21 protein-coding genes and 1 riboswitch are annotated in these 23,441 nt (G+C 26.0%); of the genes, 3 read left to right on the top strand and 18 right to left on the bottom strand.

What is annotated here, in order from left to right:
* Positions 1 to 12: 12 nt before the first annotated feature.
* The 13 genes from cmk to NG918_RS02450 all read right to left on the bottom strand — a co-directional run bounded on the left by cmk (position 13) and on the right by NG918_RS02450 (position 13,352).
* On the bottom strand, positions 13 to 666 hold the full coding sequence (gene cmk, locus NG918_RS02510; RefSeq protein ID WP_252212271.1) for a (d)CMP kinase: 654 nt from the start codon (positions 664 to 666) through the stop codon (positions 13 to 15).
* Between the two features lie 97 nt (positions 667 to 763).
* Positions 764 to 1,984, bottom strand: coding sequence for a BaiN/RdsA family NAD(P)/FAD-dependent oxidoreductase (locus NG918_RS02505; protein WP_252224359.1), 1,221 nt, complete (start codon positions 1,982 to 1,984; stop codon positions 764 to 766).
* 141 nt (positions 1,985 to 2,125) lie between these two features.
* Complete coding sequence (locus NG918_RS02500; RefSeq protein WP_252212273.1) at positions 2,126 to 2,353, bottom strand: DUF1653 domain-containing protein; 228 nt, start codon at positions 2,351 to 2,353, stop codon at positions 2,126 to 2,128.
* Positions 2,354 to 2,419: 66 nt separating this feature from the next.
* Positions 2,420 to 3,064, bottom strand: coding sequence for a pentapeptide repeat-containing protein (locus NG918_RS02495; protein ID WP_252212274.1), 645 nt, complete (start codon positions 3,062 to 3,064; stop codon positions 2,420 to 2,422).
* Positions 3,065 to 3,225: 161 nt separating this feature from the next.
* Positions 3,226 to 4,419, bottom strand: a complete 1,194-nt coding sequence (gene cytX / locus NG918_RS02490) for a putative hydroxymethylpyrimidine transporter CytX (protein WP_252212275.1) — start codon at positions 4,417 to 4,419, stop codon at positions 3,226 to 3,228.
* 57 nt (positions 4,420 to 4,476) lie between these two features.
* A riboswitch (TPP riboswitch) is annotated at positions 4,477 to 4,587 on the bottom strand.
* A 111-nt stretch (positions 4,588 to 4,698) separates the two neighbouring features.
* On the bottom strand, positions 4,699 to 5,898 hold the full coding sequence (locus tag NG918_RS02485) for an Mbeg1-like protein (RefSeq protein WP_252224356.1): 1,200 nt from the start codon (positions 5,896 to 5,898) through the stop codon (positions 4,699 to 4,701).
* Between the two features lie 162 nt (positions 5,899 to 6,060).
* A complete protein-coding gene (locus tag NG918_RS02480) occupies positions 6,061 to 7,116 on the bottom strand; it encodes an NAD(P)-dependent alcohol dehydrogenase (protein ID WP_252224354.1) in 1,056 nt (351 codons plus the stop codon).
* Between the two features lie 378 nt (positions 7,117 to 7,494).
* Positions 7,495 to 9,393: a sigma-54-dependent Fis family transcriptional regulator gene (locus NG918_RS02475; RefSeq protein ID WP_252224351.1), complete on the bottom strand. Its 1,899-nt coding sequence runs from the start codon at positions 9,391 to 9,393 to the stop codon at positions 7,495 to 7,497.
* A 546-nt stretch (positions 9,394 to 9,939) separates the two neighbouring features.
* Entirely contained in the window at positions 9,940 to 10,143 is a 204-nt protein-coding gene (locus NG918_RS02470) for a heavy-metal-associated domain-containing protein (RefSeq protein ID WP_252212278.1), read from the bottom strand.
* A gap of 265 nt (positions 10,144 to 10,408) precedes the next feature.
* Positions 10,409 to 11,014, bottom strand: a complete 606-nt coding sequence (locus NG918_RS02465; protein ID WP_252224347.1) for an NUDIX hydrolase — start codon at positions 11,012 to 11,014, stop codon at positions 10,409 to 10,411.
* A 254-nt stretch (positions 11,015 to 11,268) separates the two neighbouring features.
* Entirely contained in the window at positions 11,269 to 11,760 is a 492-nt protein-coding gene (locus tag NG918_RS02460) for a L,D-transpeptidase (protein WP_252224344.1), read from the bottom strand.
* Positions 11,761 to 11,843: 83 nt separating this feature from the next.
* A complete protein-coding gene (locus NG918_RS02455) occupies positions 11,844 to 12,617 on the bottom strand; it encodes a PHP-associated domain-containing protein (protein WP_252224342.1) in 774 nt (257 codons plus the stop codon).
* A gap of 114 nt (positions 12,618 to 12,731) precedes the next feature.
* Positions 12,732 to 13,352: a DUF488 domain-containing protein gene (locus tag NG918_RS02450; RefSeq protein ID WP_252224340.1), complete on the bottom strand. Its 621-nt coding sequence runs from the start codon at positions 13,350 to 13,352 to the stop codon at positions 12,732 to 12,734.
* A gap of 319 nt (positions 13,353 to 13,671) precedes the next feature.
* Here NG918_RS02450 and NG918_RS02445 point away from each other — a divergent pair, with 319 nt between their 5' ends.
* Positions 13,672 to 14,328, top strand: a complete 657-nt coding sequence (locus tag NG918_RS02445) for a DUF5105 domain-containing protein (protein WP_252224338.1) — start codon at positions 13,672 to 13,674, stop codon at positions 14,326 to 14,328.
* An 81-nt stretch (positions 14,329 to 14,409) separates the two neighbouring features.
* Here NG918_RS02445 and NG918_RS02440 read toward each other — a convergent pair whose 3' ends face one another.
* Positions 14,410 to 16,056 (bottom strand): family 14 glycosylhydrolase, encoded by a 1,647-nt coding sequence (locus NG918_RS02440; protein ID WP_252224336.1) that lies wholly within the window; start codon positions 16,054 to 16,056, stop codon positions 14,410 to 14,412.
* A gap of 549 nt (positions 16,057 to 16,605) precedes the next feature.
* Positions 16,606 to 17,760, bottom strand: coding sequence for a flagellin lysine-N-methylase (fliB, locus tag NG918_RS02435; protein WP_252224334.1), 1,155 nt, complete (start codon positions 17,758 to 17,760; stop codon positions 16,606 to 16,608).
* A gap of 232 nt (positions 17,761 to 17,992) precedes the next feature.
* Between fliB and NG918_RS02430 the strand changes: the two genes are divergently transcribed.
* On the top strand, positions 17,993 to 19,849 hold the full coding sequence (locus tag NG918_RS02430) for a S8 family peptidase (RefSeq protein WP_286673933.1): 1,857 nt from the start codon (positions 17,993 to 17,995) through the stop codon (positions 19,847 to 19,849).
* Positions 19,846 to 21,558, top strand: a complete 1,713-nt coding sequence (locus NG918_RS02425) for a S8 family peptidase (RefSeq protein ID WP_252212286.1) — start codon at positions 19,846 to 19,848, stop codon at positions 21,556 to 21,558. The genes NG918_RS02430 and NG918_RS02425 overlap by 4 nt, the downstream gene beginning before the upstream one ends.
* Before the next feature lie 247 nt (positions 21,559 to 21,805).
* Here the strand turns inward: NG918_RS02425 and NG918_RS02420 are convergent, their stop codons facing one another.
* From NG918_RS02420 to NG918_RS02410, 3 genes are all read right to left on the bottom strand, one after another.
* Entirely contained in the window at positions 21,806 to 22,195 is a 390-nt protein-coding gene (locus NG918_RS02420; RefSeq protein ID WP_252224332.1) for a zinc-ribbon domain-containing protein, read from the bottom strand.
* Between the two features lie 78 nt (positions 22,196 to 22,273).
* Positions 22,274 to 22,672: a hypothetical protein gene (locus NG918_RS16955; protein WP_286673932.1), complete on the bottom strand. Its 399-nt coding sequence runs from the start codon at positions 22,670 to 22,672 to the stop codon at positions 22,274 to 22,276.
* Positions 22,673 to 22,897: 225 nt separating this feature from the next.
* Positions 22,898 to 23,377, bottom strand: a complete 480-nt coding sequence (locus NG918_RS02410; RefSeq protein ID WP_252224330.1) for a metal-dependent transcriptional regulator — start codon at positions 23,375 to 23,377, stop codon at positions 22,898 to 22,900.
* Between the last annotated feature and the right edge of the window lie 64 nt (positions 23,378 to 23,441).

Raw genomic sequence — 23,441 nt, 5'->3', positions numbered from 1 at the left:
GCTTTAAATATTTTAAATTGACTTTCTGATATAAGAATTAATTTTTTCTGTGACCTCAGATATATTTAAACCAGTAGTGTCTATTTCAATAGCATCATCAGCTTTTCTTAATGGGTCTATTTCTCTATGAGTATCTTTGTAATCTCTATCTATAATATCCTTTAAGATATTATCATATGAACATTCAATATTTCTATTCTTAAGTTCTTTAAATCTTCTATTTGCTCTTTCTTCAGGTGTAGCAGTTAAGAAAAATTTAAAATTAGCATCTTTAAGTACAACTGTGCCAATATCCCTTCCGTCCATTATAACATCAAATTTACTTGACATGTATCTTTGAAGTTTAACCAATTTACTTCTTACTTCAGATATAGATGCATAAGATGATACTATACTACTTATTTCTGGTAGAGTTATTTTATCTTGAATATTTTCATTATTCAAAATTAAATCATCATCTTCAAAATGCATTTCCATAGTATCTATTAATGAACATATCTTTTCTATATTATTTTCAGATATATTATTTTCTTTACATTTTAATGCTACAGCTCTATACATAGCACCAGTATTTATATACATAAGATTAAACTCTTTACCTACTAATTTTGCTATTGTACTTTTTCCAGCACCTGCTGGACCATCTATTGCTACTGCTATTTTCAAAACTTACTCCTCTTTTCTAAAAATCTTAAATTAGTTTAAAAACCTTTAATAAGATTATATAATTTTTTATTACTTCAAACAAGAAGATATTTAGTTCTTATTCAATATGACTTCCAGCAATTACTCCAGTTGCAAATGCAATTTGTACATTATAACCACCAGTAAAAGCATCTACATCCATAACTTCACCACAAAAAGAAAGATTATCTATAATCTTAGATCTCATAGTAGATGGATCAATTTCTTTAACATCTATTCCGCCTTTTGTTACAATTCCTTCAGCAAGTGGTCTTAGCCCATTTAGATCGAATGAAAAATCTTTAAGAAGGTTAACTAAATTTCTTCTTTCTTCTTTGGTGATTTCATTAACTTTCTTTTCTTCAGGTATATTAGACATTTCTATTATCATTGGAATTAGTTTTTGTGGTAATAATTCATTTAATGAATTTTTAAAATCTTTATTTAAGTATTTATTAAAATCTCTTTGTATTCTTTTATCTAATTCACCTAAGTTTAATGATGGTTTAAGATCTATATGTAATTTATAGTTTTTGTTATTCTCTATAAATCTACTTCCACTTAAAATAAGTGGACCTGATACACCAAAATGTGTAAATAACATTTCACCAAAATTTTTATATACAACTTTCTTATCATTTTCTTTTATTGTAACTTCTACATTTTTTAATGATAATCCCATAAGCTCTTTAGTTTTTGCATCTTTTACAACCATAGGTACAAGTGCTGGCTTTAATGGAATTACTTTATGTCCTAATTTTTTAGAAAATTCTTGTCCTTCACCTCTTGAACCAGTAAGAGGATAAGAAGCTCCACCAGTTGCTATAATATAATGATCTGCTTTTAAAATCTCGTCATTATTTATTTCAATACCAGTTATGTTGTTATCCTTATATTTTATATCAGTAACCTTTGAATTTAATTTTATTTTAACATCTGTTCTACTTAATGCATTTGATAAACCCCTAATTATATCAGAAGATTTATCAGATTCAGGAAATACTCTATCTCCACGTTCTACTTTTAATTTAATTCCTTCATTAGAAAAGAAATTCATAGTATCTTCATTAGTAAATGTATATAATGCACTATATAAAAAATGCGGGTTACCAGGTATGTAATCAAAAAATTCAGAAATATCCTTAGCATTTGTAACATTACATCTACCCTTACCAGTAATAAACAGCTTTTTTCCTAGTCTTTCATTACCATCTAATAACGTTACTTTATGTTCTTTTGCAGCTGTTATTGCAGCCATCATTCCTGCTGGGCCTGCTCCAATAACAATAACTTTGCTCATTAAAAAATCAGCTCCTTAATTAAATAATATTTATAAATATCTTATTATAGTATTAATATTGTTAATTTAATTCAAAATTTGTCTAACTTCAATTATACAATATATCATGAATTTAATATATAGCTATAATTAACCACTGTTTTAGTCATGTATATATTCAAATCTATATTTTTGTTTTATATCTGGATATTTTTCTTTATCAACTTTGCTCATAAACATATCATAAGGCCTAATAAAAGTTTTAAAATCTCCATATAGCGCTTTATATACTACGAACTTTTCCCTTGTCTCACTATGAATTGCCATATCAATAACTTCATATTCTTTTCCTTTAAAGTGTCTGTATATTCCAATTTTAAATTCTCTCATTATAATTCTCCTTACAAATATTAAATATAATAGAAATACTTTCTAATATACATATATTTTTTAGTTCTACTTAATGATAATTCCAAGTATTTTAGATAATTCTAAAGCTTGAAGAGGTGATACTATAACATCCTTTAGCTCTTTTCCCGTCAATATAATTGATGATATATCACTATTAGTAAAATCTATTCCTTTTAGAAGGGTATTGGTAAATTCACCGAATATTAAATTAGAACTATTAAAAGCTACTTTGTTAAAATTACATTCTAAGAAAATTCCACTTTCCATATTACATTCATCAAAATTTATTAATTTCATCTTTGAATATGAAAAATTCGAATACTTACATAAACATTCTTTAAAAAGTACATTTTGCATATTAGATCCACCAAAATTACTTCCTGTTAATTTGCAATTTTTAAATTCCACTCTGTGTATGCTTCCATCAGAAAAATCTATATTAGATAGATCACAATTTTCAAATATAACGTCTAGCAAACTTATATTTCTAAAAGAACATTCATTAAATATAACATTTACAAACCTACATCCGTTTATTTCTACTCTTTCTTCATTTGTATAATCTAATTTACAATCCTGAATCAGATTATTTGAAAGATCTTTCTTATTAATTAGTTCATCTTCAATATTTATATCATTCTCTAGGCAGCTTAATAACTTAGGTTCTAATAACTTATTTAAAATAGACATGTTGTTTCCTCATTTTTCTATAAAGTTTTATTTTTATACTTATATTATCATATTTCTAATATAAGTATAAAACTTTGTATATTATTTATTATAATTTTACATAAAAAACAAATAAGGTAAAGTATTTTTTACCCTACCCTATTTGTTTTCGTATTATATAATTATTTAACGTTAAATCTATGTAACTTTTCTTTTAATATATTTACAACTATACATATAAAACTTATTATTATCATAACTGGTAAGGTATTTCCTACTACTATATTTATTTGCATAAACATTCTATAAATAATAAAACCAATTATCCATATAATTAAATTTAACACATTAAGTTTTGAATTTAATTCTCTGTTTTTTAGTATAAAGTAATCTGTTATAACTATTGCTATCATTGGTGCAAATACAGAACCTATTAAATATAAAAAGTTTTCAAACTGCTCTATTGGAGTAAACATAGCAATTAATATTCCAATTATACAAACAATAACAGATATATGCTTTGTGCTGATTTTTTCACTTATGTTTGTACAACTAACACCTGCTGAATAAACATCTAAAAAGGTTGTTGTCACAGTTGACATTAGAACGATTATCATAGCTATAATTCCAAGTCCCGCTTGCATAAGAATTTGTGCAATATCTGAAGTTCCTGCATATAAGCTTCCACCTAGACCTATTATATACATCCACACACTACCAAAAAAATAGCTTAAAACACTTATAGGTGTTATTAATTTACTATCTTTTATATTTCTAGTGTAATCAGCTATAAGTGGTAACCATGAAAGTGGCATTGCAACTGATAATTCAACTGCCATTCCAAAACTTAAACTATTATCATATAATTCAATACTTGTTCCTTTAAAAATAACTATTCCAAGAATAAGTGTTAAAATAAAAAGTCCACCAACAGCAATAACATTTAGATTGCCAAGATTTTCAAAGCCTATTAATATCCATATAATAATTAATATTCCTATTAAAATACACCATAATGCTTTATTTTCAAATCCAAATAAACTATTAGATACTGCATTTAATACATTTGCTGCACCAATAATCATTATAGCTGTCCATCCAACTAACTGTAAAATATTTAATGAAGAAAAAATATAAGAACCATGTTTCCCAAAAGATATTCTAGATGATTCCATTGAAGATAAACCACTATTAGTTCCTATAAGTCCTGCAAAATATAAAAGTGTACATCCTATAAGATGTCCTAAAAGTATTGCTAAAATACCTTTTTTTAGGCCAAGTGGGGCTATTAAACCACCTGTTAGTATTTCTGCAATGGATACAGAGGCTCCAAACCATAATAAGCCATTGTTTAATAAAGTTTTTTTCTTGTTCATAACAAATTCCTCCTAAAAATAAAATATGGGATATACCAATAAAGATATATCCCATTAAAAACATTTAATGTGTATTCCCTACGTTGGCATTATCCAAATCAGGTTAAGGGTCGAAGTTGCATTTAACTTCCTCTCAGCCTACTTGCGTAAGCTCCCCTAATATTAAGTTTATCTAATAATATTTTGTAATATCTATATCATTATATAACATATAATGAATAATGTCTTCTTTAATAACAAAAACTATATTAATAATTGAACAATATGGTTTTTTTCTCATTAATGAGAATTTTTAAAATCATATATTAAATTATCAGTAGCATTATCAATAACAACTGCTATTTGTTCACCCTCTGTTCCTAAACTTTTAAGTTTAAAGATTATATTTTCTTGATAAGCTTTAAATTTTGATAATGTATCATTTAATATTAATGTAGACTTACTTTCTTCACTTCTGATAAAATCATTCCAAAATACAAGAGGTGTACTTAAGCTCTGAAGTAAATTGTATGCTAAATTTATCTCTGCTTTTAAATTATAGTGTTTAGTATATCCTAATAATACCAACATTCCTTTTGCAATTTGTAATATACTACTGTCTAAATCTTTATCACATAAAATAAGTTCAATAATGTCAGTTAAACTATTTATAGCAAAACTTTTATGTGGTTCTGGCAATTCAGATATTAGTGATGTGGAAAAGTTATATATTATTTTTACAAATGAGCATTCATTAGTCTCTTTTCTAAGACGACCATTACCATCCAACATTATATTAGCTTTATGATAATATAATGGATTTTTTTGAAAGGATGTATTTATATATATTTTCTCTTCATTTACAGAATTAAGAAGACAATTTACATAATCATACTTAGCGCTAATAGATAACACTTTATCTTTATTGGCATTTATTTCATTATAATATCTGTTGATAAATTCATTTGAAAAACCTTGTCCATCAAAAGATATGCATCTATTTACTTTATCTGATAAAAGTGCAACATATTTAGCTTTATTACCACCTTTTGAATGACCTGTTACTGTAATGTTTTTATATTTAAGATTATTTATATAATTTAATGCTCTTATTTGTTCGGGTGTATCAGACATATAAGCTCCTTCACCATTATCACTCCACTCTTCTATAGTCTTAGTGCCCCTAAATACAACAAAAACATGATTATCATGCTTATCAACAAAGCAAGCAGCTTTCACTCCAGTATTATCAACTTCTATATTTTCGATCTTTAAGTTATTTAGTTTATCATTTTCTTGTATTTGCTTTAAAACTACTAACCATTCACTCTTCTTTACAACTTCTTTGCATTCACGTCTAGTTAAAATTGCTTTATTTAAGTTATTCTTATATAACATAGATTTAACAAGTTTACCAACAGTATTTTCATTAAATACATTTAATTTAAGATATATTAAATTAGATAATAGTAATAATTCACTATTATTTAAATCAGACATGTTTATCCTCCATAAAAAGTCATTAAAAAATATTATCATAATTTTAATATATTAATTACTAGTATAAATAACACACTTAATTTAAGTAATAATACTAATTTTCTAAATAAAAAAATATTACCGAAAATTAAAATCTCCAGTAATATTTTAATAGTAATCTATTTATAATATAACTACTGCTTTAATAAAGTCTTTTGGCTTGTCCTTCATTAATAAAAGAGCATCTTCTATATGTTCAAAACCATTATATACATGTGTAACTAATTTACTTAAATCAACACGATTATATATTACTAGATCTCTTAACATTTCTGCTCTAAGACGTCCGCCTGGGCAAAGACCTCCTCTTATAGTCTTATGAGCCATTCCACATCCCCAATCAACACGTGGTATTGGTAAAGTATCTCCACTTCCATGATAGTTAACATTTGAAACTACTCCACCAGGTTTAAGCATAGATATAGCTTGTCCTAATGTTTCAGGGCCACCGCCTGCCATAATGACACGATCAACACCTTTTCCATTAGTTAAATTCATGATTTGTTTAACTATATCACCATTTTTATAGTTTACAATATCTGTTGCTCCATAAAATTTAGCAGTTTCAACGCAAATTGGTCTACTTCCTACACCAATAATTCTACCTGCTCCACGTAATTTAGAACCTGCTATACTCATTAATCCAACTGCTCCAATTCCTATTACTACAACACTAGAGCCCATTTTTATATCAGCTAATTCTGCACCATGAAAACCAGTAGTCATCATATCTGTTATCATAACAGCACTTTCTAAAGATATTTCTGATGGTAAAAGTGCTAAATTCATATCTGCATCATTCACATGAAAATATTCTGCAAAAACTCCATCTTTAAAGTTTGAAAATTTCCATCCAGCAAGCATACCATTTGAATGTTGTTGAAAACCAGCCTGAACTTCTAAAGATCTCCAGTCTGGAGTTGTACAAGGTACTATAACCCTATCTCCAACTTTGAATTCCTTAACTTCACTTCCAATTTCAACAATTTCGCCCACAGCTTCATGACCTAAAATCATATTATGTCTATTTCCGAGTGCACCTTCAAAAACAGTATGAATATCTGATGTACATGGTGACACAGCTAATGGACGTACAATTGCATCATATGGACCTGCAACTGGCCTTTCCTTTTCAATCCATCCAACTTTATTAATGCCCAACATTGCAAAACCTTTCATAACTAAATCCCTCCTAGTTTAATTTTCACTAAAATGCGGTTTAAAAATACCATTTATAACTGCAAAAATATATTTATAATTCATTTTAGGTTTTATCATAATATATTATCAGCAATGATCATGCCAATTTTAATTTTAAAATTTCCTTAATCATAAGTTTTCTGTAAAAACTTATGTATCATGCCATTATTCTAATAAATATCTTTTAAACTTAAAGTTTATGCTGTATTCTATAAAATTCAAAGTAAAAAAAGTGTTGTAAAATACAACATTTTTTAAATAAATACTGTTGTATTTTGCAACACTGTTGTTTTTTTATACAATATAAAAATATATATTATAATTTGCTTTTCAGTAATTTTAATATATACATTAATTTTATCTAAACTTAATATTATATTTTTTGATTTTTGCATATAATGTGCTTCTATTTATACCTAAAATTTTGCAGGATTTAGTAATATTCCCCTTACAATTATTTAAGCAAACTCTTATTGCTCTTTCTTCTAATTCTTCTAATGAGAACATATCATATTGTAAATCTATATTGCTACAATTAGACTCTTCTTTAACTGGTTTTTTATTTTCAAAACTAAAAGAAGTATTTCCATCCATATTTATAATATTCTCAATACAATTTTCTAATTCTCTAATATTTCCTGGCCAATCATAATTTAATAGATTATTATATAGATTTTTGTCAATTGTTGGAATACATTTTTCTAATTTAATAGATTTTATTTCCAAAAAATGTTCTATAAGAATTTTTATATCACCAACTCGTTCTCTTAATGAGGGAACATATATTGGAATTACACGTAATCTATAATATAAATCTTCTCTAAAAGTTCCTTTTTCTACTTCATTTTTTAAGTTTTTGTTAGTTGCAGCAATAATTCTCACATTTACATTAATACATTTATTTCCACCTATTCTAGTAATACATCCTTCTTGCAAGACCCGTAAAAGATTTATCTGCATATCTAATGGCATTTCTCCTATTTCATCTAAAAATAGTGTTCCTCCATTTGCAAGTTCAAATTTCCCTGCGCATCCTCCTCTTTTAGCTCCAGTAAAAGCTCCTTCTTCATATCCAAATAACTCACTCTCTATTAAGCTTTTAGGTATTGCTCCACAATTTATTGCAACAAAACTACAGTCTCTTCTATTACTATTATTGTGAATAGATTGAGCTATAAGTTCTTTTCCTGTTCCGCTTTCTCCTTGAATGAGTACTGTAGAAGGACTATTAGCTATATTTTTCGCTTGTTCTTTTAACTTTAGGATTTGCTCGCTTTTGCCAATTATATCATTAAACGTGTATTGGGCTGTTCTACCTGTATACTTATTAACTAAATTATATACATTTTTCATATCTTTAAATATACATACAATACCACTTATATTTTTTTCTTTATCTTTTATTGGATATACATTCAAATTAAACCTTTTCTTTTTATTCGAATATGTAATTTCTATATTTTCATATGCTCTTCCACTTTTAAGATGATCAAATATTTCTTCCCAATTATCTAAAATAGAATCTACATTCTTATTTATAACATCTTTTTCTTTTATATTTAACATATCACATGCACTGTTGTTTATAGCTTTCACTATACCTTCTATGTCTACAGCAAAAATCCCTAAATTTAACGAATTCATAACTTTATTTAAATATTGATGTGCTTTAAATAACTCTTTTTGAGTCTTTTCAACCTTCAATTGATTTTCAATTGATTTTACAGCTGCCACTACAAGTCCTAAAGTATGAGGGTGGGCTAATTGACGTCGACCAGTTAAATTTAAACAGCCAATTATATCTTTTTTTTCATTATGAATAACGGCAGAAGAGCATGTCCAAATGTGAAAAGCTTTTATAAAATGTTCTTCGCCCAGAATCTGAATTGAGGAATTTTCATAAAGGGCAGTTCCTATACCATTAGTTCCGGCACTTCTTTCACTCATATCTGTTCCTTCTACAATTCCAACTTTAATCTGATCTATTATTATATCTTCATCACCTATAATAGTAAGAACAACTCCATTTTTATCTGTAAGATATAATGAAAATCCTGATCCTCTTAAAAAGTCATAAAGTATTTCCATAAATGGTCTAGCTATATTTATTAACTCACAGTTTTTTCTTATCAATATATTAAGTTCTTTATTTTTAAGTATTCTTGAAGGATTATGAATATTGTTTCCCACGCCATATTTAATACACCTTTCATGTGATCTATTTAATATTTCTTGGTATGTATTTTCTTCAAACATTTAATCTTACCTCCACACTATTGATTTATAATATATTATCTATTTTTATAAATTTTAGCTTACATACAATATTGTAACTCAATAATAATATTTCATCCAATAAATAGCATATCCACTTTTTAAAATTAAATTTAATCTTAGTAAAACTTATTTTAACTAGATATATAAATAAAAGTTGTTTTAAGGCAAGAACTCTTCAGATGTGTTAATTAACCCAAATGATTAAGATATATCTAAAAAATCTTATAAGTTGATAAATACTAATTTTCTAAACTGCAAAAAGAGCAAACATTTTACCAATGTTTGCTCTTTCCCAGTAACTGATTTTTAAGTTGTCCGCCAACTGGGTACGCCGTACGTCGTACATTGCTTCAGGGATTTTTACGTTGCCCATCACAACTGCATACCTATTTCTGATATGCTCCTCTGCCGGATTTAAGTGTCAGTTCACTTAAGATAAATTGTTTAACCTTTATCTTGAGTTCATTATACAGCAGCCTGTAATTGATTACAATACTTTTTTTAAAAATTTAAATTAAATTTTTATTATTCTATATTATGTCCTGTATGATAAATACAATTTCTAATTTTTGATGGTGTTGCAGGACTATTGTATATTATTTCAACACTTTCTCTTGCGGCATCAATACACACTTGATTTACACCTTCTATTTTTATTAATGCATTCTTAACTTGCGTTTTCATGTTAGAATTTGATAAACCTTGAATAATATAATGTTCTCTTTCCATACTAATCTCTCCTTACTATAAAAGTACTTATAAAAATAGTATGTACATAAAATATTAATTATATTTACTTGTATATAATTTAATTCTGATTCAATGCCAAATAAATTTATATCTAATCATTTTCATTATATATTTATCTTATTTTACTATTTTATTCTATAATTCTATAAAATAAAAGGACTAAGTAATCTTCCTTAATCCTTCATTTTAATCAAACTTTATTAAACTTTGAGTTGTTTATTAGAATTTTTCTAGGTTTGGGTCATTAAGACAGTTTATCTAAAAAATTTTTTAAAATATTTGCTGTAATTCCCCATATAACATAGTCTTTATATTTATAAAAAAGTGAAATATATTTACCTTCTTTAAATTTATAATCTTTTCCATTAAAAATTAAATCGTATGGGAAATCATCAGATCTAGTCACAGTTAATTTACCCATTGATTTTAATGGATTATATGAAAGTAAATATTGAAGAGGTATATAAAATACATGATCTACTTCACTTTCATTTATAGACAATTTATTAATATTATTTACTATTCCTAGAAAAGTATGAATTATCATTCCATCATGCCTTATAGTAAGATCTAATTCATTTATTATTTTAATGTCTTTAATTCCTAGTTCCTCATAAAATTCTCTAATACCTGCTTCTTTTGGTGTTTCATTATTATCTATTCTGCCACCTGGAAAACATATGTCTCCTGGTTGAGCATTTAATTTTTTTGATCTTAATTCAAATAATATATGTACTTCTCCATCTATTTCTACTAAAGGTATTATTACAGAAGCTCTCTTGTCTTTTTCCCATCCATTTATATAAGGGCTTAATTTTTCAATTCTATTTATTATTTTATTTATATTCATATTTATTCTCCATTTTTAATATTAGTTTTAAGAAAAACAATTATATTTTAATTATATGCAATTAATTCTAATTACATAAATTTAAAACAAAAATAATTTTATGCTAAGATTTATTTTAAACTATAGTATAAAAGTAATATATTTATATATATTTTATATCTATAATTTTTTCTTATCAATAACAAAATAAAAGCATGGATAAAACTCAATTTATTAAGATCCATGCTTTTGAAATAAGTTGGATAAAATTATATTTAACTTATTACAACTTTAGTTGCTTCGGGAATATTATCCCAGATCCATTTTGCATTTATTTTATTTAGCCTAATACAACCATCAGATAAAGCCTTTCCTAATCTTCCATCTCTAATTGATCCATCTAAATTATATATTATAGAGTGAAATAAATAGTTTCCCTTAAATTGTGTATAATACCAACACTTATACCCCTTATTCACTCCAAAATATAAGCCTTTCACTCCAATTGTAAAAGTTCCGGTAGGAGTAGGTGTTTCTTTTTTACCAATTGTACATAAATAACTATGAACTATTTTCCATTTTCCTTTACTTCCATTAAATATATTTACTTTGAAATTTTTTAAATCTACCCATATAATATATTGAGTTTTACTTGAAAAGTTATTTAGATTAACATAGTTAGTAACAATAGTTTCATAATTTGCACCTGCACCATCAATAAAATTCTTCCTATTGTATATTAAAAGTTTATTAAAAAAATCCTTCATTACGATTATCCTTAACAATTATTCTTAAAATAGTATATGAATGATTTAAAAAATGTATAAAGCCTAATTAATCTTAATTATTTTTATTTACAGCTTTGTTTTGATAGTTTTATCTGTTTTTTTAAATAATTTTTTGTTATTTTAGAAGTGTATACTTTTAATTTTAAAGCTTTAGATATCTCTATTTTATATTTTTTATTTTTTATACATTCCTTTAATTCTTTTATTGTATGACATTCAGTTTCAAAGCATGTCTTTACAGTACCAAGTTGTACTGGATAATGACTATCACTTCCTGTTACATAGGGTATATTTAAAATTTTTGATAAATTTGCTACTTCATTCTCTACAATCTCAATACCTCTTTTATAAATATCTTTTGTATTTAAATCTAGTGCATCCAATCTCTCTAAATACTTTTTAGGCTGTAAGTATAATTTGTGATTTTCTCTATAAGGATGGCTGCCTATAATTAAGCATTCATATTTTTCACCTAAATCTAGTAGTTTTCCAAAAGGAATAAAATTATTTTTTTTAACATGAGGTTCAAGAGCAGTTCTAATTTTTAATATAGAATCCCTGTTTCCTGATACTATGACATGACCGCCATATCTTATATCTACTTCCATACCAATAAAAACTGAAAACCCATTAACAATATATCTATCTCCATCATATTCATAGTTATTTTCTAAATAAGAGTATGAAGACATTAGATCAACTGCATTAAAATGTTCACATAAAATAAATCCATCCAAGCCATTTTCTTTTGCATATTCTATTCCTAACAAAAATAATTCAGGATCAAAATTAAGTTTTTTACTAAGAATACCATGTACATGGAAATCTATATTCATGATTTATCTCCTTAATTTAGTACTTAAATACAGTTATTTAAATTAATACTATAATACATCAATATGTATTAAATTAATTATTGTCACACCATATTTTATGAAAACATAAAGTGACTATAGAAGGTTTATACCCTCAACTCTAAATCCAATTTCTTTATTAGCTAGCCTATAGCTCTCTCTTATTATTTCTTCCTCACTAGCTTCATTTCCTAATAAACTATCTATTGTAAGTTGAGCTCTATTGCTAAAGTATTTATCCAAAAGATTTTTTTCTATATCTTCTTGTGTTCCTATAGAATGATCATCCAATATATGTTTAACATTAAATCCTTTATCTCTTAAAGCTCTTCCAACAAGTATACTCCTGTGGCATCTTATTGGGTCTTGCATAGCTCCAAGTAATACTATTCTATAACCTTTATTTATTCCATTCTTTAGTCTATCTATACCTTTGAGAAAAGAAGATTCATTAACTACTTTTTCGAAATCTGCATATCCTTCCTCAGTATAAGATATTTTTAAACTTCGATTAGCAGCGAATTCTTCTGCCATATAAATATATATAAATCCTGCTTGTGTTAAAGCTTTTTGTATTGTCTCTTTATTAAATTGAACATTATACTTAGAGTATGGAATCCCTCTTATATCAACAACAGTATCAATATCATAATGCTTTAGCATATAAATTAATCTCTCTAAAGAGTAGTTAGAATGTCCTATTGTGTATATTTTCATATTACTCCTCCTTTATTTTTGAACAATTTGACTTTTATGATTTTTTAGTTTTTCTCGATAACCATTTTCAACTTATCAACGTACTTTTTTCTATAATGCTTTTATTAAATTCATCATTTATTTTTTACTCAATAACTCATATTAATTACTAATATCTCATAACATTTTATACTAAAATATATTAAATATATATAAAAAGTAAAGTTATGTTATATGCATACGATAATAAGTAAGTAGAATTTGTTAAGCTATTATAAAAGTCTCTCTTTATTTTTTTATATAACTTAACAGATCATTTAATTACATAGGGGGATTAATAATGAAAAATTTTAAAAAACTTATTACAGTACTTTTATCTACTTTAATGTTAGTGACTATGATAGCAGGATGTGGTAAAAAGACTGAAACACCAGAAAAATTTGCTGAAGCATTTCACCACTTAACAATTTATGGAGATACAAGTGCTCTAACATCTCTAGGTCTTAATGATGAGGAAGCAAAAACATTAAACACACAACTTGAACAAACATTTAAGGATGCAATTAAAAATAATCTAAATTCTGCTGGCTTATCATTTACAGATGATAACATAAACAATATTTTTGAAGCTCAATTAAATGCTCAAAAAAGAACAACTTGTACTATAGAACCAGTATCAAGTGATGCTGAAACTGCAGTTGTAAAAATAAAAACAACTCATGTTGATATAGTAGGTCTTGATGAAAAAGCTGCTAATGATGCAATGACTGAAGTACAAAATATGAATATTACAGATAGAAAAACAGCATTAAATAAATTATCTGAACTTTATATTTCAAAGTTAATAGAAAACTGTACTGGTGCAGAACCATCATCAGACACTGTAGAAAATACATTTGCGTTTAAAAAAGTAACTGATGATAAAAATAGAAAAGTATGGGTTCCTGATAACCCTGTTACATTTGGAAATAAATTAGCAACTATGGTAACTCGATAATATAAAAAAATATTTAAGTGGATGAATTGGGGCTGCTGCATTTTTGCAACAGCCCCTTAACATTAAATAATTATTATTTTTTTAATTATTCCAACTAAAATTATATGATCCTCCACCTATTGGAACAGTATAAGAATGATTACTTCCATTTTCCCAAATTACTTTTCCATTGCTATCCTTCTTTATAGCTTTAAATTCATAATTATTACCTTCAGCAAGATTTACAGTTACTACTGCTTTTCCATCTTTATAATCAAATTGTGATGGATATAATCCAGTAGTCCAATCAGCCATTTCCCATCCATCTCCTGTTAAATATAAACTTTCTCCATTTCTTAAGTTAACATTATCTACTGTAAATGTTACAGGAACAGGTTTTTTTACAACAATATTTGCAAAAGAATCAAGTTCAGCTTTTACTGTACCATCATTATTAAAAAGATTTCCAAATCTTAAAAGAGTAAATCCTGAAAAATTATAATTATATAACATTTCAGCGCAATTTTCATATGATTGATTATTATCTTTAATATCTAATGCATTTTCTCCAAAGATTTTCATACCTTTTTCTTTAGCTAAATTTGCAACATTTATAATCAGGCTTTTTGGTTCTGAATAAAATGGATCTTTATATGCATCTGAATCATTCATCTCAAGGCATGTAAAAGTTAAATCAAGATTTGATTCTTTAAATTCATCGAGCAAAGAGCTATAATTATAATAACCTGCACAATACTCTGTAGAACGTGGCATGCTTGGACTATTAATAAGCCAATGTACACCAGATACTTTTGCTCCTATTCTAACATTAAAAATTGGGTCAAAGTTTTCATGTGCAATTGAAGCTATTTTATCCAAATGTTTTTCAAGAACTCCTTGATACCATTTTAAAAAGTCTTTTCCGTAAGTTGTCTTATAACCATTCTCAAAAAAGTTATCTCCATCAGTAGGAGGAGTTATTTCTTCAAAACTTGTTAAATTTGTATTCCAAGCATCATTAACAGAAGAAATAGTTGTATACTTATTTTTTATTGAATTTTGAAAATCTGATACAGCTGCATCACTATAGCATTGCAAATATCCACGTTCTGGATACTTCCAGTTTAATGCTATATTATAAGATGGAAATCTTAATTCACCTGAAGGACCACCAGAAAGGTAAACTTTAGTTATAATATCTTTATAGTCACTAAAGTTTGATGCAAATGAAGCATAAAGTTCATCATATTGCTTTTCAATTCCAGACCACCAAGGACTAAGAGATTCTTTATCCCAACGTCCTATTTCATCTTTAAATTGCATATTATCAACTGTATCTTGTGTCCATAACCATGAAGGTAGCGGTCTATATGCTGAATCATTTACATTGCTACCACATTCATGCGTAGATATAATAGGAACCCATTTTAATCCTGATTCACGAACAACATTTGCATATGTTTTATAATAATTCCAGTCAAATTGATTATCACCTTGACATTCAACATCACCCCACCATACATCTGTGGTAAGAGCGTATATCCCCTTATTTTTAAGAGTTATTAGTTGTTCTTTAAACTTGTCCCAATCATTTATCTTATCTAATGGAGCCATTACATAAGCTTTGTAATTTGTGTTAATAGATGATGCATAAATACAAGTATTAGAAGATAAATTTAACGTAATCGTTATCATTAAAACTAATACAAATCCTAAAATTTTTTTTAATTTTTTATTCATAAATTTCATTTTTTATTTCCCCCTTTATTTTTATTTAACTCTTTAAAATCAGTATTTAAACTATTTATTATTTATACCCCCTTCCCTAGTTATCTATTGATACAAGCTATATTGAGTAAATTTTAAAAAATATACTGGTTTCATAATTAAAACAAGATCATTAGTATTTTCTTTATTTAAATGGTTATTTTATTAAAAGAATACGCCAATTAATATGTTATTTATTATGAAATATTAACATGATTTTGCATTAATTAAGAATATTAAGTTTAAGCTTTATGCAAACGTTTGCTTTGATAATTAAAAAAATATACTATAATGATTATTTTAATTTTAAGACATTATAATATGTAAAGATAAATTAATTATAAATATAATTAATACCTATTATGGTAATTTATTGAATAGTATAATGATACCTAAAAATGTAATAAAATTCAAGAGATAATTATATTTAATGTTCATTTTATAGATACTAAGACATTTATTATATAAATTCTAAATATGAAATTGTGATACCCGATAATATAGCGAACAAAAAAAGTGTTCGCCTTAATGCTAATTGATGTTTTTACCTTCTAGCAGTTCTTTAAAAACCATGTTATGTTCTATATCTTTACTCAAAGCTTGAATAACTCTTATAATATCATTTTCTGTTATTTTATTATTAGAATTTATAGAAATTCCAATTATGTATGCTTTAATTATTCTATAACTATTTTTTAATATATTAATGCTTTGTAGTAAATTCTGTCCTTTATTAAAAGGTATTAGATCTTTGAAAATCTGGTTTACCATATAATTTTCAAAAATATAACTATACTCTTTTATAAAATTAAAAATGTTATTGTGATCTTCTAAATATTCAGATACATCCTTCACTTTCAAAATACCATTTTTATATTCATTTACACACTTTTTAAGTTTAAAACTTCTTATATTATTTATAAGTGTTTCATCCGCTAACATAGTAAAAAATATATTGTTTTCTCTCAGTTCTACTCCATTTAAACAATAGTAATTCATTGATTCTTCATTAAACTCTTCTAAAAGTTCTTCCAAAGCATCATAATTATTAGAATTGTATAGTTTTTGTATTTTTTCATAAAACTCAGTAAGAATATTTAATCGTTCATTTATAGAAAAATCTCTTAATTGCATAATATTTATAGAAATTACTCTTATATCCCAAAAATATTGAAGAAGACTTTCTGTTCCATCGAATGATTCACTATCAATAATTCGTCTTATTTCTATGGTATCTTCATTAAGCTCCTCTTCTGATTCAATAAACTCCATTTTATCTTTATTTAAAAATGCTTTAAAACATATTTCTTCACATGAAGGTAATCCACTCTTTTCATATACACCATCTACAATATTAAACACTCTAGGATATCTTTTGCAAGTTATACAAAGATTCTCTTCTCCAATTTCTCCATGTATATCGCAAAGCATATTAGAATTTAAAAAAGGACATGTACTTTTATCTTTAAGTATCATAAATCCATGATTAAAAGTATCATGTTCATTTTTATCTTTAATAAACTTTCCTTGTACTAAATCTTTAAGTTTCCCTTCACTGTTAATGTATTTATTATATGTATCTAAATCTATATTTATATCCCATCCTGCACAACATGTATCTGTACACTTTGGACCTATACATTTAAAATCATATATATATTTAGGTATAAAAGTATTTACTTTCATAATTAACTCCAATCTTTTACGTGAAATTTTAAGCGATTTATATTATAGCATATATCAAATTCATATATGTTGTTTTACAAATAATTATTTTATATTTTATTTAAGGTAATCTCAATACTTTCATTTAGGCAATTTAGCTTTTTTATTTGCTATAATTATAAATCTAATATCATTAAGCACTTATTATTACAATATAATAATATAAATAATAATTCTTAGGAGTTAAATATGAATGATAAATGATAAACGTCAATGTAATTTATACTTTGATCCAAATCCAGAAAACTACTTAATCGAATATAGAGGCAATTTTAAAGAAAAAATAGATAAAATCTCATATGCCTGTGGAGATATAATTAATGAAACTCTTGGAGTTATAGCAGTAAATTCTTCTGATTTACCTCGACTTTTAAAAGATGTATCTGAAATTATATTTGTAGATTTTAGAGCTATGTTTGTATTGCAAGATATTTCTCCAAATTCTGTTGATAATATAAATGTTATTAAAATTAATCCGTATTTAAATTTAACTGGAAAAAACGTATTAGTTGGAATAGTTGACACAGGTATAGATTATTTAAATGAAGAATTTATTAGAGAAGATGGTACTTCAAGAATTATTAATATTTGGGATCAAAGCATTAGAGAAAAGTCCAATATTGATAATTCTTTATATATTGGTGAAAGTTATTCAAATGAGCAAATAAATAATGCAATTAATGCTTATAAAAATAATGAAGATCCATATAAAATTGTTCCTTCAAAAGATGAAATTGGGCATGGAACAAAAGTTGCTGGAATTATTGGTGCTAAAGGATATAATTCTAAATTTAAAGGAATAGCTGAAAATAGTGACTTTGTTGTTGTAAAATTATTTGAATCAACAAATTTTAAAAAAACATTAGTTGAAAATAGAATTAGTCCTATTCCCGTTTATAATGCATCAGAAGTTTTATATGCAATAGAATATCTAAAAAATTTTGCTCTACGAGTAAAAAAGCCAATGGTAATATACTTAGGTGTTGGAAGTACTGAAGGTAGCCATGATGGTATGAATTTAATTTCTAGATATGTATCGTCTATTTCAAGTATAAGAGGTATAGTTATAGTGACTGGTGTAGGAAATGAAGGCGACTCTCAATGCCATACATCTGGTTATATTAAAAATGTAAATGATGTGAAAACAGTTGAATTAAAGATATCTAAAGAACTTAAATATTTTTCATTTAAAATATGGGTACAAAAACCTAATAGAGCTTCTTTAACTATAATTTCTCCAACTGGAGAATCCTCTAAATTAATTAAATCAAAAATAGGTAAATCTCAAAAATTTAATTTTGTTTTTGTAAATACTACTGTAAATATTGACTACTATACTCCTGAATATTATACAGGTCATGAGGTTATCGATATCAGTTTTAATGCTATAAAACCCGGAATATGGAAATTCGAATTATTAGGAGAGTATATTACTAATGGAAGATTTGATATTTGGCTTCAACCTAAAATTACTTTGCCAGAAAATACAATATTTCTCGAACCAAATCCTCTTAATACATTAACAATACCAAGTACAGCTTTTAATACTGTTACTACATCTTACTACGGCAATGATAATGCTTTAATTGCTGCTTCAGGAAAAGGATTTAATACAAATAATGCAATTAATCCTGATGTTGCTACTATAGGAATAAATATTTTAACAACTCAAGTTTCTGGTGGCACTTCCTTGCTATCTGGAAGTTCTGCAGCTACTGCAATAGTAGCTGGTGTTTGTGCACTTTTATTAGAATGGGCAATTATAAATAAAAATGATCCAGCTATATATTCAAAAAAAGTTAGAAGTTATTTAATGCATGGAGCATATAGAAATAAGATATTTACATTTCCAAATGAAGAAACTGGTTATGGTGATTTAGATTTATTAGGAATTTTTAATTTTATTGGTGGATCATATAGAAACTCTATTAATACATTTGTTCGTAGATCATATAGGGACTCTATTAATACATATGATGAATTCATCGAATATTATGTAGATGATTTGTTTATACGAATTCCAAAAGATATTATAGGAGGTAAACTATGAAAAGGCAATTTAATATTCCTAGAAATATTTTTAATGATACAAATAATGATAATTATATTATTCAATATCAAGGTGATATTATGGGCGAAATTTCTAAAGAACCTAATTATTATGTATTATTAATTAATGATAAATATGCAATAATATCTGTACCCAAAGACACAGAGCTAACTGATATACTGTCAAAATTTCCTTCCATTGTATATGTAAAACCTGCTGAAATGTATACACTTCAATCTATTTCTCCACTTGAAGCCTCTCAAGCTAATTTTTTACAGATAGATTTACCTTTAAATTTAACAGGAAAAGGTGTTAATATCGGTATTATAGATACAGGAATTGATTATTTATGTGAAGAATTTATGGATTCAAATGGAAAAACAAGAATTGAGTGTATATGGGATCAAACAATAAATAATGATACTGATAGTGACCGTATACCTTTTGGTAGCATTTATTTAAAAGATAAAATAGATGAAGCTATTAAAGCATCTATAAATGGAAAATCACCATATGAAATAGTACCAACAAAAGATGATATAGGTCATGGTACAAATATGGCTGGACTAATTGGAGGAACTGGTAAAAATCCAAATCTAAAAGGTGTAGTACCATCGTCTGATTTTGTAGTGGTAAAATTAGTAGAGGATTATTCATTTAAAGAACAATTTAATGTAAATATACCTGTATTTAATATAACTTCTATCTTTGCAGCCTTAGAATTTTTATATAAATATTCTTTACGTGTTTCTAAACCAATAGTTATATATCTTCCTCTTGGAAGTAACTTAGGAAGTCATACTGGAAATGATATTTTAGAAAAATATTTAGAAACACTATCATCCAATAGTGGGATTGCAGTTGTTACGGGAACTGGAAACGAGAGAAACAAAAAAAATCATACTAGTAATGTATTGTCTTATACTAACTATATAAAAGCAATTGAAATGGATGTATCCCCTGAAGAAAAAAATCTTTGGGTTGAGATTTGGACAGAGTCTCCAAATGTAGTTTCTTTAGATATAGTTTCCCCATCTGGAGAAAATACAGGTACAATGCCTCCTTTGATTAATTCTACTGAACTTTATACATTTATATTTGAAAAAACGTCAATAAAAGTTAATTACTATTTGCCAGAAGAATTCACTGGTGATGAATTAATACGTATTAGATTTTATAACATACAACCAGGACTATGGAAACTTAGATTAATTGGAAACTATATTTTAGATGGAAAAGTTAATGCGTGGATGCCTCAAGAAGGTATTAAACATAAAGATACAGGATTTAGTTGGGCTGATCCTTATGGAACCATTACCAATCCAGGAACTTCTGAATATTTAATTACTGCTGCTGCTTACAATCAAAATAATAATAATATGGTAGATTATTCCGGTGTAGCATTTATGGAAAATTTTCAAAATAAAATAGATGTTGTTGCTGGTGGAGTAAATGCTTTAACTGTAGCACCAAATAATCAAACTGCAATTGTTAACGGGACAAGTGTATCAGCTGCTATATTAGCTGGAACTTGCGCTATGCTGTTTGAATGGGGAATTATTAATGGTAATTATCCTTATATGTATTCTCAAAGTATAAAAACTTTTCTTGCAAGAGGTACTACTAAAAGAATTGGTGATATTTATCCTAACCCTCAATGGGGATATGGAATTTTAAACATAGTAACTATGTTTCAAAATATGACATAATATATAACTTAAGATTATGTCATTAATAATAATAAATGGTACTATTAATTACAGTCTTTTAAATTATTAACTAATTCATAGTAAGAAGTACCTAGAAATAGATTTAAATTATTTCTAGGTACTTTCTGCTACTATATCATTATACGTTTCTATAAAATGTTTTTAAATGCTAATAAAATCTTATTTAATTTATATCTTTTTTTAATATAAGCTAGAAGTAATATAATATGATATTAATTTTATAGCGTTACTCAATTTTTCTTCCGCAATAAGGACAATATTTAAATTTTTTTTCTAAATATCCATTGCAATACGGGCATTTCTCTGTTTCATAGTTGTTTTTAGTGCCTTGATTTCTACTTTTTTGCAAATCCCAATAAGTTATTGATATATCTTCATTTCTTTCAATAGCCTTACCTTTTTCTTTTGAAATATCATAAATAGTATTGCAATCATCGAATACTAAATAATAACTTTCATTCCATTTAAAAAGAGGAATAAAGAAAAAATGAAAAAAATCAAAGTTCTTAATTAATGTTGCAATAACATTTTTATTACATTTTTCACAACTTATGTTTTCTATTTTTTTTATTTCTTTATCTTTATTTTCTATACCGAATACACCTATAAAAAACATGTTTTTCACCCCCTTCATTTGAATGTATACTAGTTATTTCTTTAAAACTTATTTAACAAATTTATTATAATTTTTTATCTATTTTGTATTATTAGGTGAATCAATTAACATTCCACTTTCATTTAAATAATATCCATCAATAGTAATGTTTGAAGCCATTGTTCCGTCTTCATTTAGGTAATACCAATTAGCTTGATCTTTAACCCAGCCAGTTCTCATTTTCCCATCATCCCCCAAATAATACCATTCATCATTATATTCAAACCATCCTAGTATGTTTTGACCATTTTCATAATAATACATATAGCCACTTTTTTCTTTCCAGCCATTAACAAAAATATTTCTTAAATTAAAGTTTTTAGAACTTACAAATTTATATTGTACTTTAAATAAAATCATAGCACCAAAAAATGATATACAAATAACTAATATCCCCAATATTATTGCTCCTATAATAGATGGTTTATCAACTTTCATTATCATCTCTCCCTAAGTATTATATAAATAACCCTATTTATATAATATCAAAATCAAGAACTTAGTGTATATATTTTCATTGATTTATATTAAAAATAGAATAGTTTACAAATAATTATGGAATATACACAATATTAGGTTTATTTGAGTTACTACTTTTAGAAACTATTGATTTAATATTAAATACATTTTTTTATTATATTCATTATTTGAATTATTAATTAATTATTTATAATTTTTATTACACTTTTTAAATTCATTGTATTTGTCTAGTACATCTTTATTATCCTCAAAAAACATATTCAGCATCTTTATATTTTCTACAGTTTCGCTGCTTATCACGTGTTCTATTAATTCAGTTTCTATAAGTACTTCATCTTTTCCACCTAGATATTTTAAAAATTTTTCTATTATTATATGTCTATCTAAAAGATATTTGCCCAAAGTTATACCATTTTCAGTAAGTTCAATTACTCCATACTTTTCATAATTTATAAGTGCTAAATCTCCTAGTTTTTTCATCATTTTAGATGCTGATGAATCCCTTACATTTAACATTTGTGCAATCTTATTTAATCTAATTGAACTTTCTTCAAGACTGCATCTATATATCATTTCTAAGTAATCTTCCATAGCAGGTGTAAGTAATTTTCTAGTTGAATTTATATTTTCATATCCCCTTACTGTATGAAAATTTTCTTTCATTTTATCACCACCAATATTTATTTATATATTTTTACTTTATGTGTGTCACTTTAGAATTATTTCT

The sequence above is a fragment of the Clostridium sp. ZBS2 genome (assembly GCF_023845855.1).
GTDB lineage: Bacteria > Bacillota > Clostridia > Clostridiales > Clostridiaceae > Clostridium > Clostridium aquiflavi.
The sequence above is the reverse complement of the archived record's forward strand: the minus strand, read 5'-3'. Positions and strand labels throughout refer to the sequence as shown.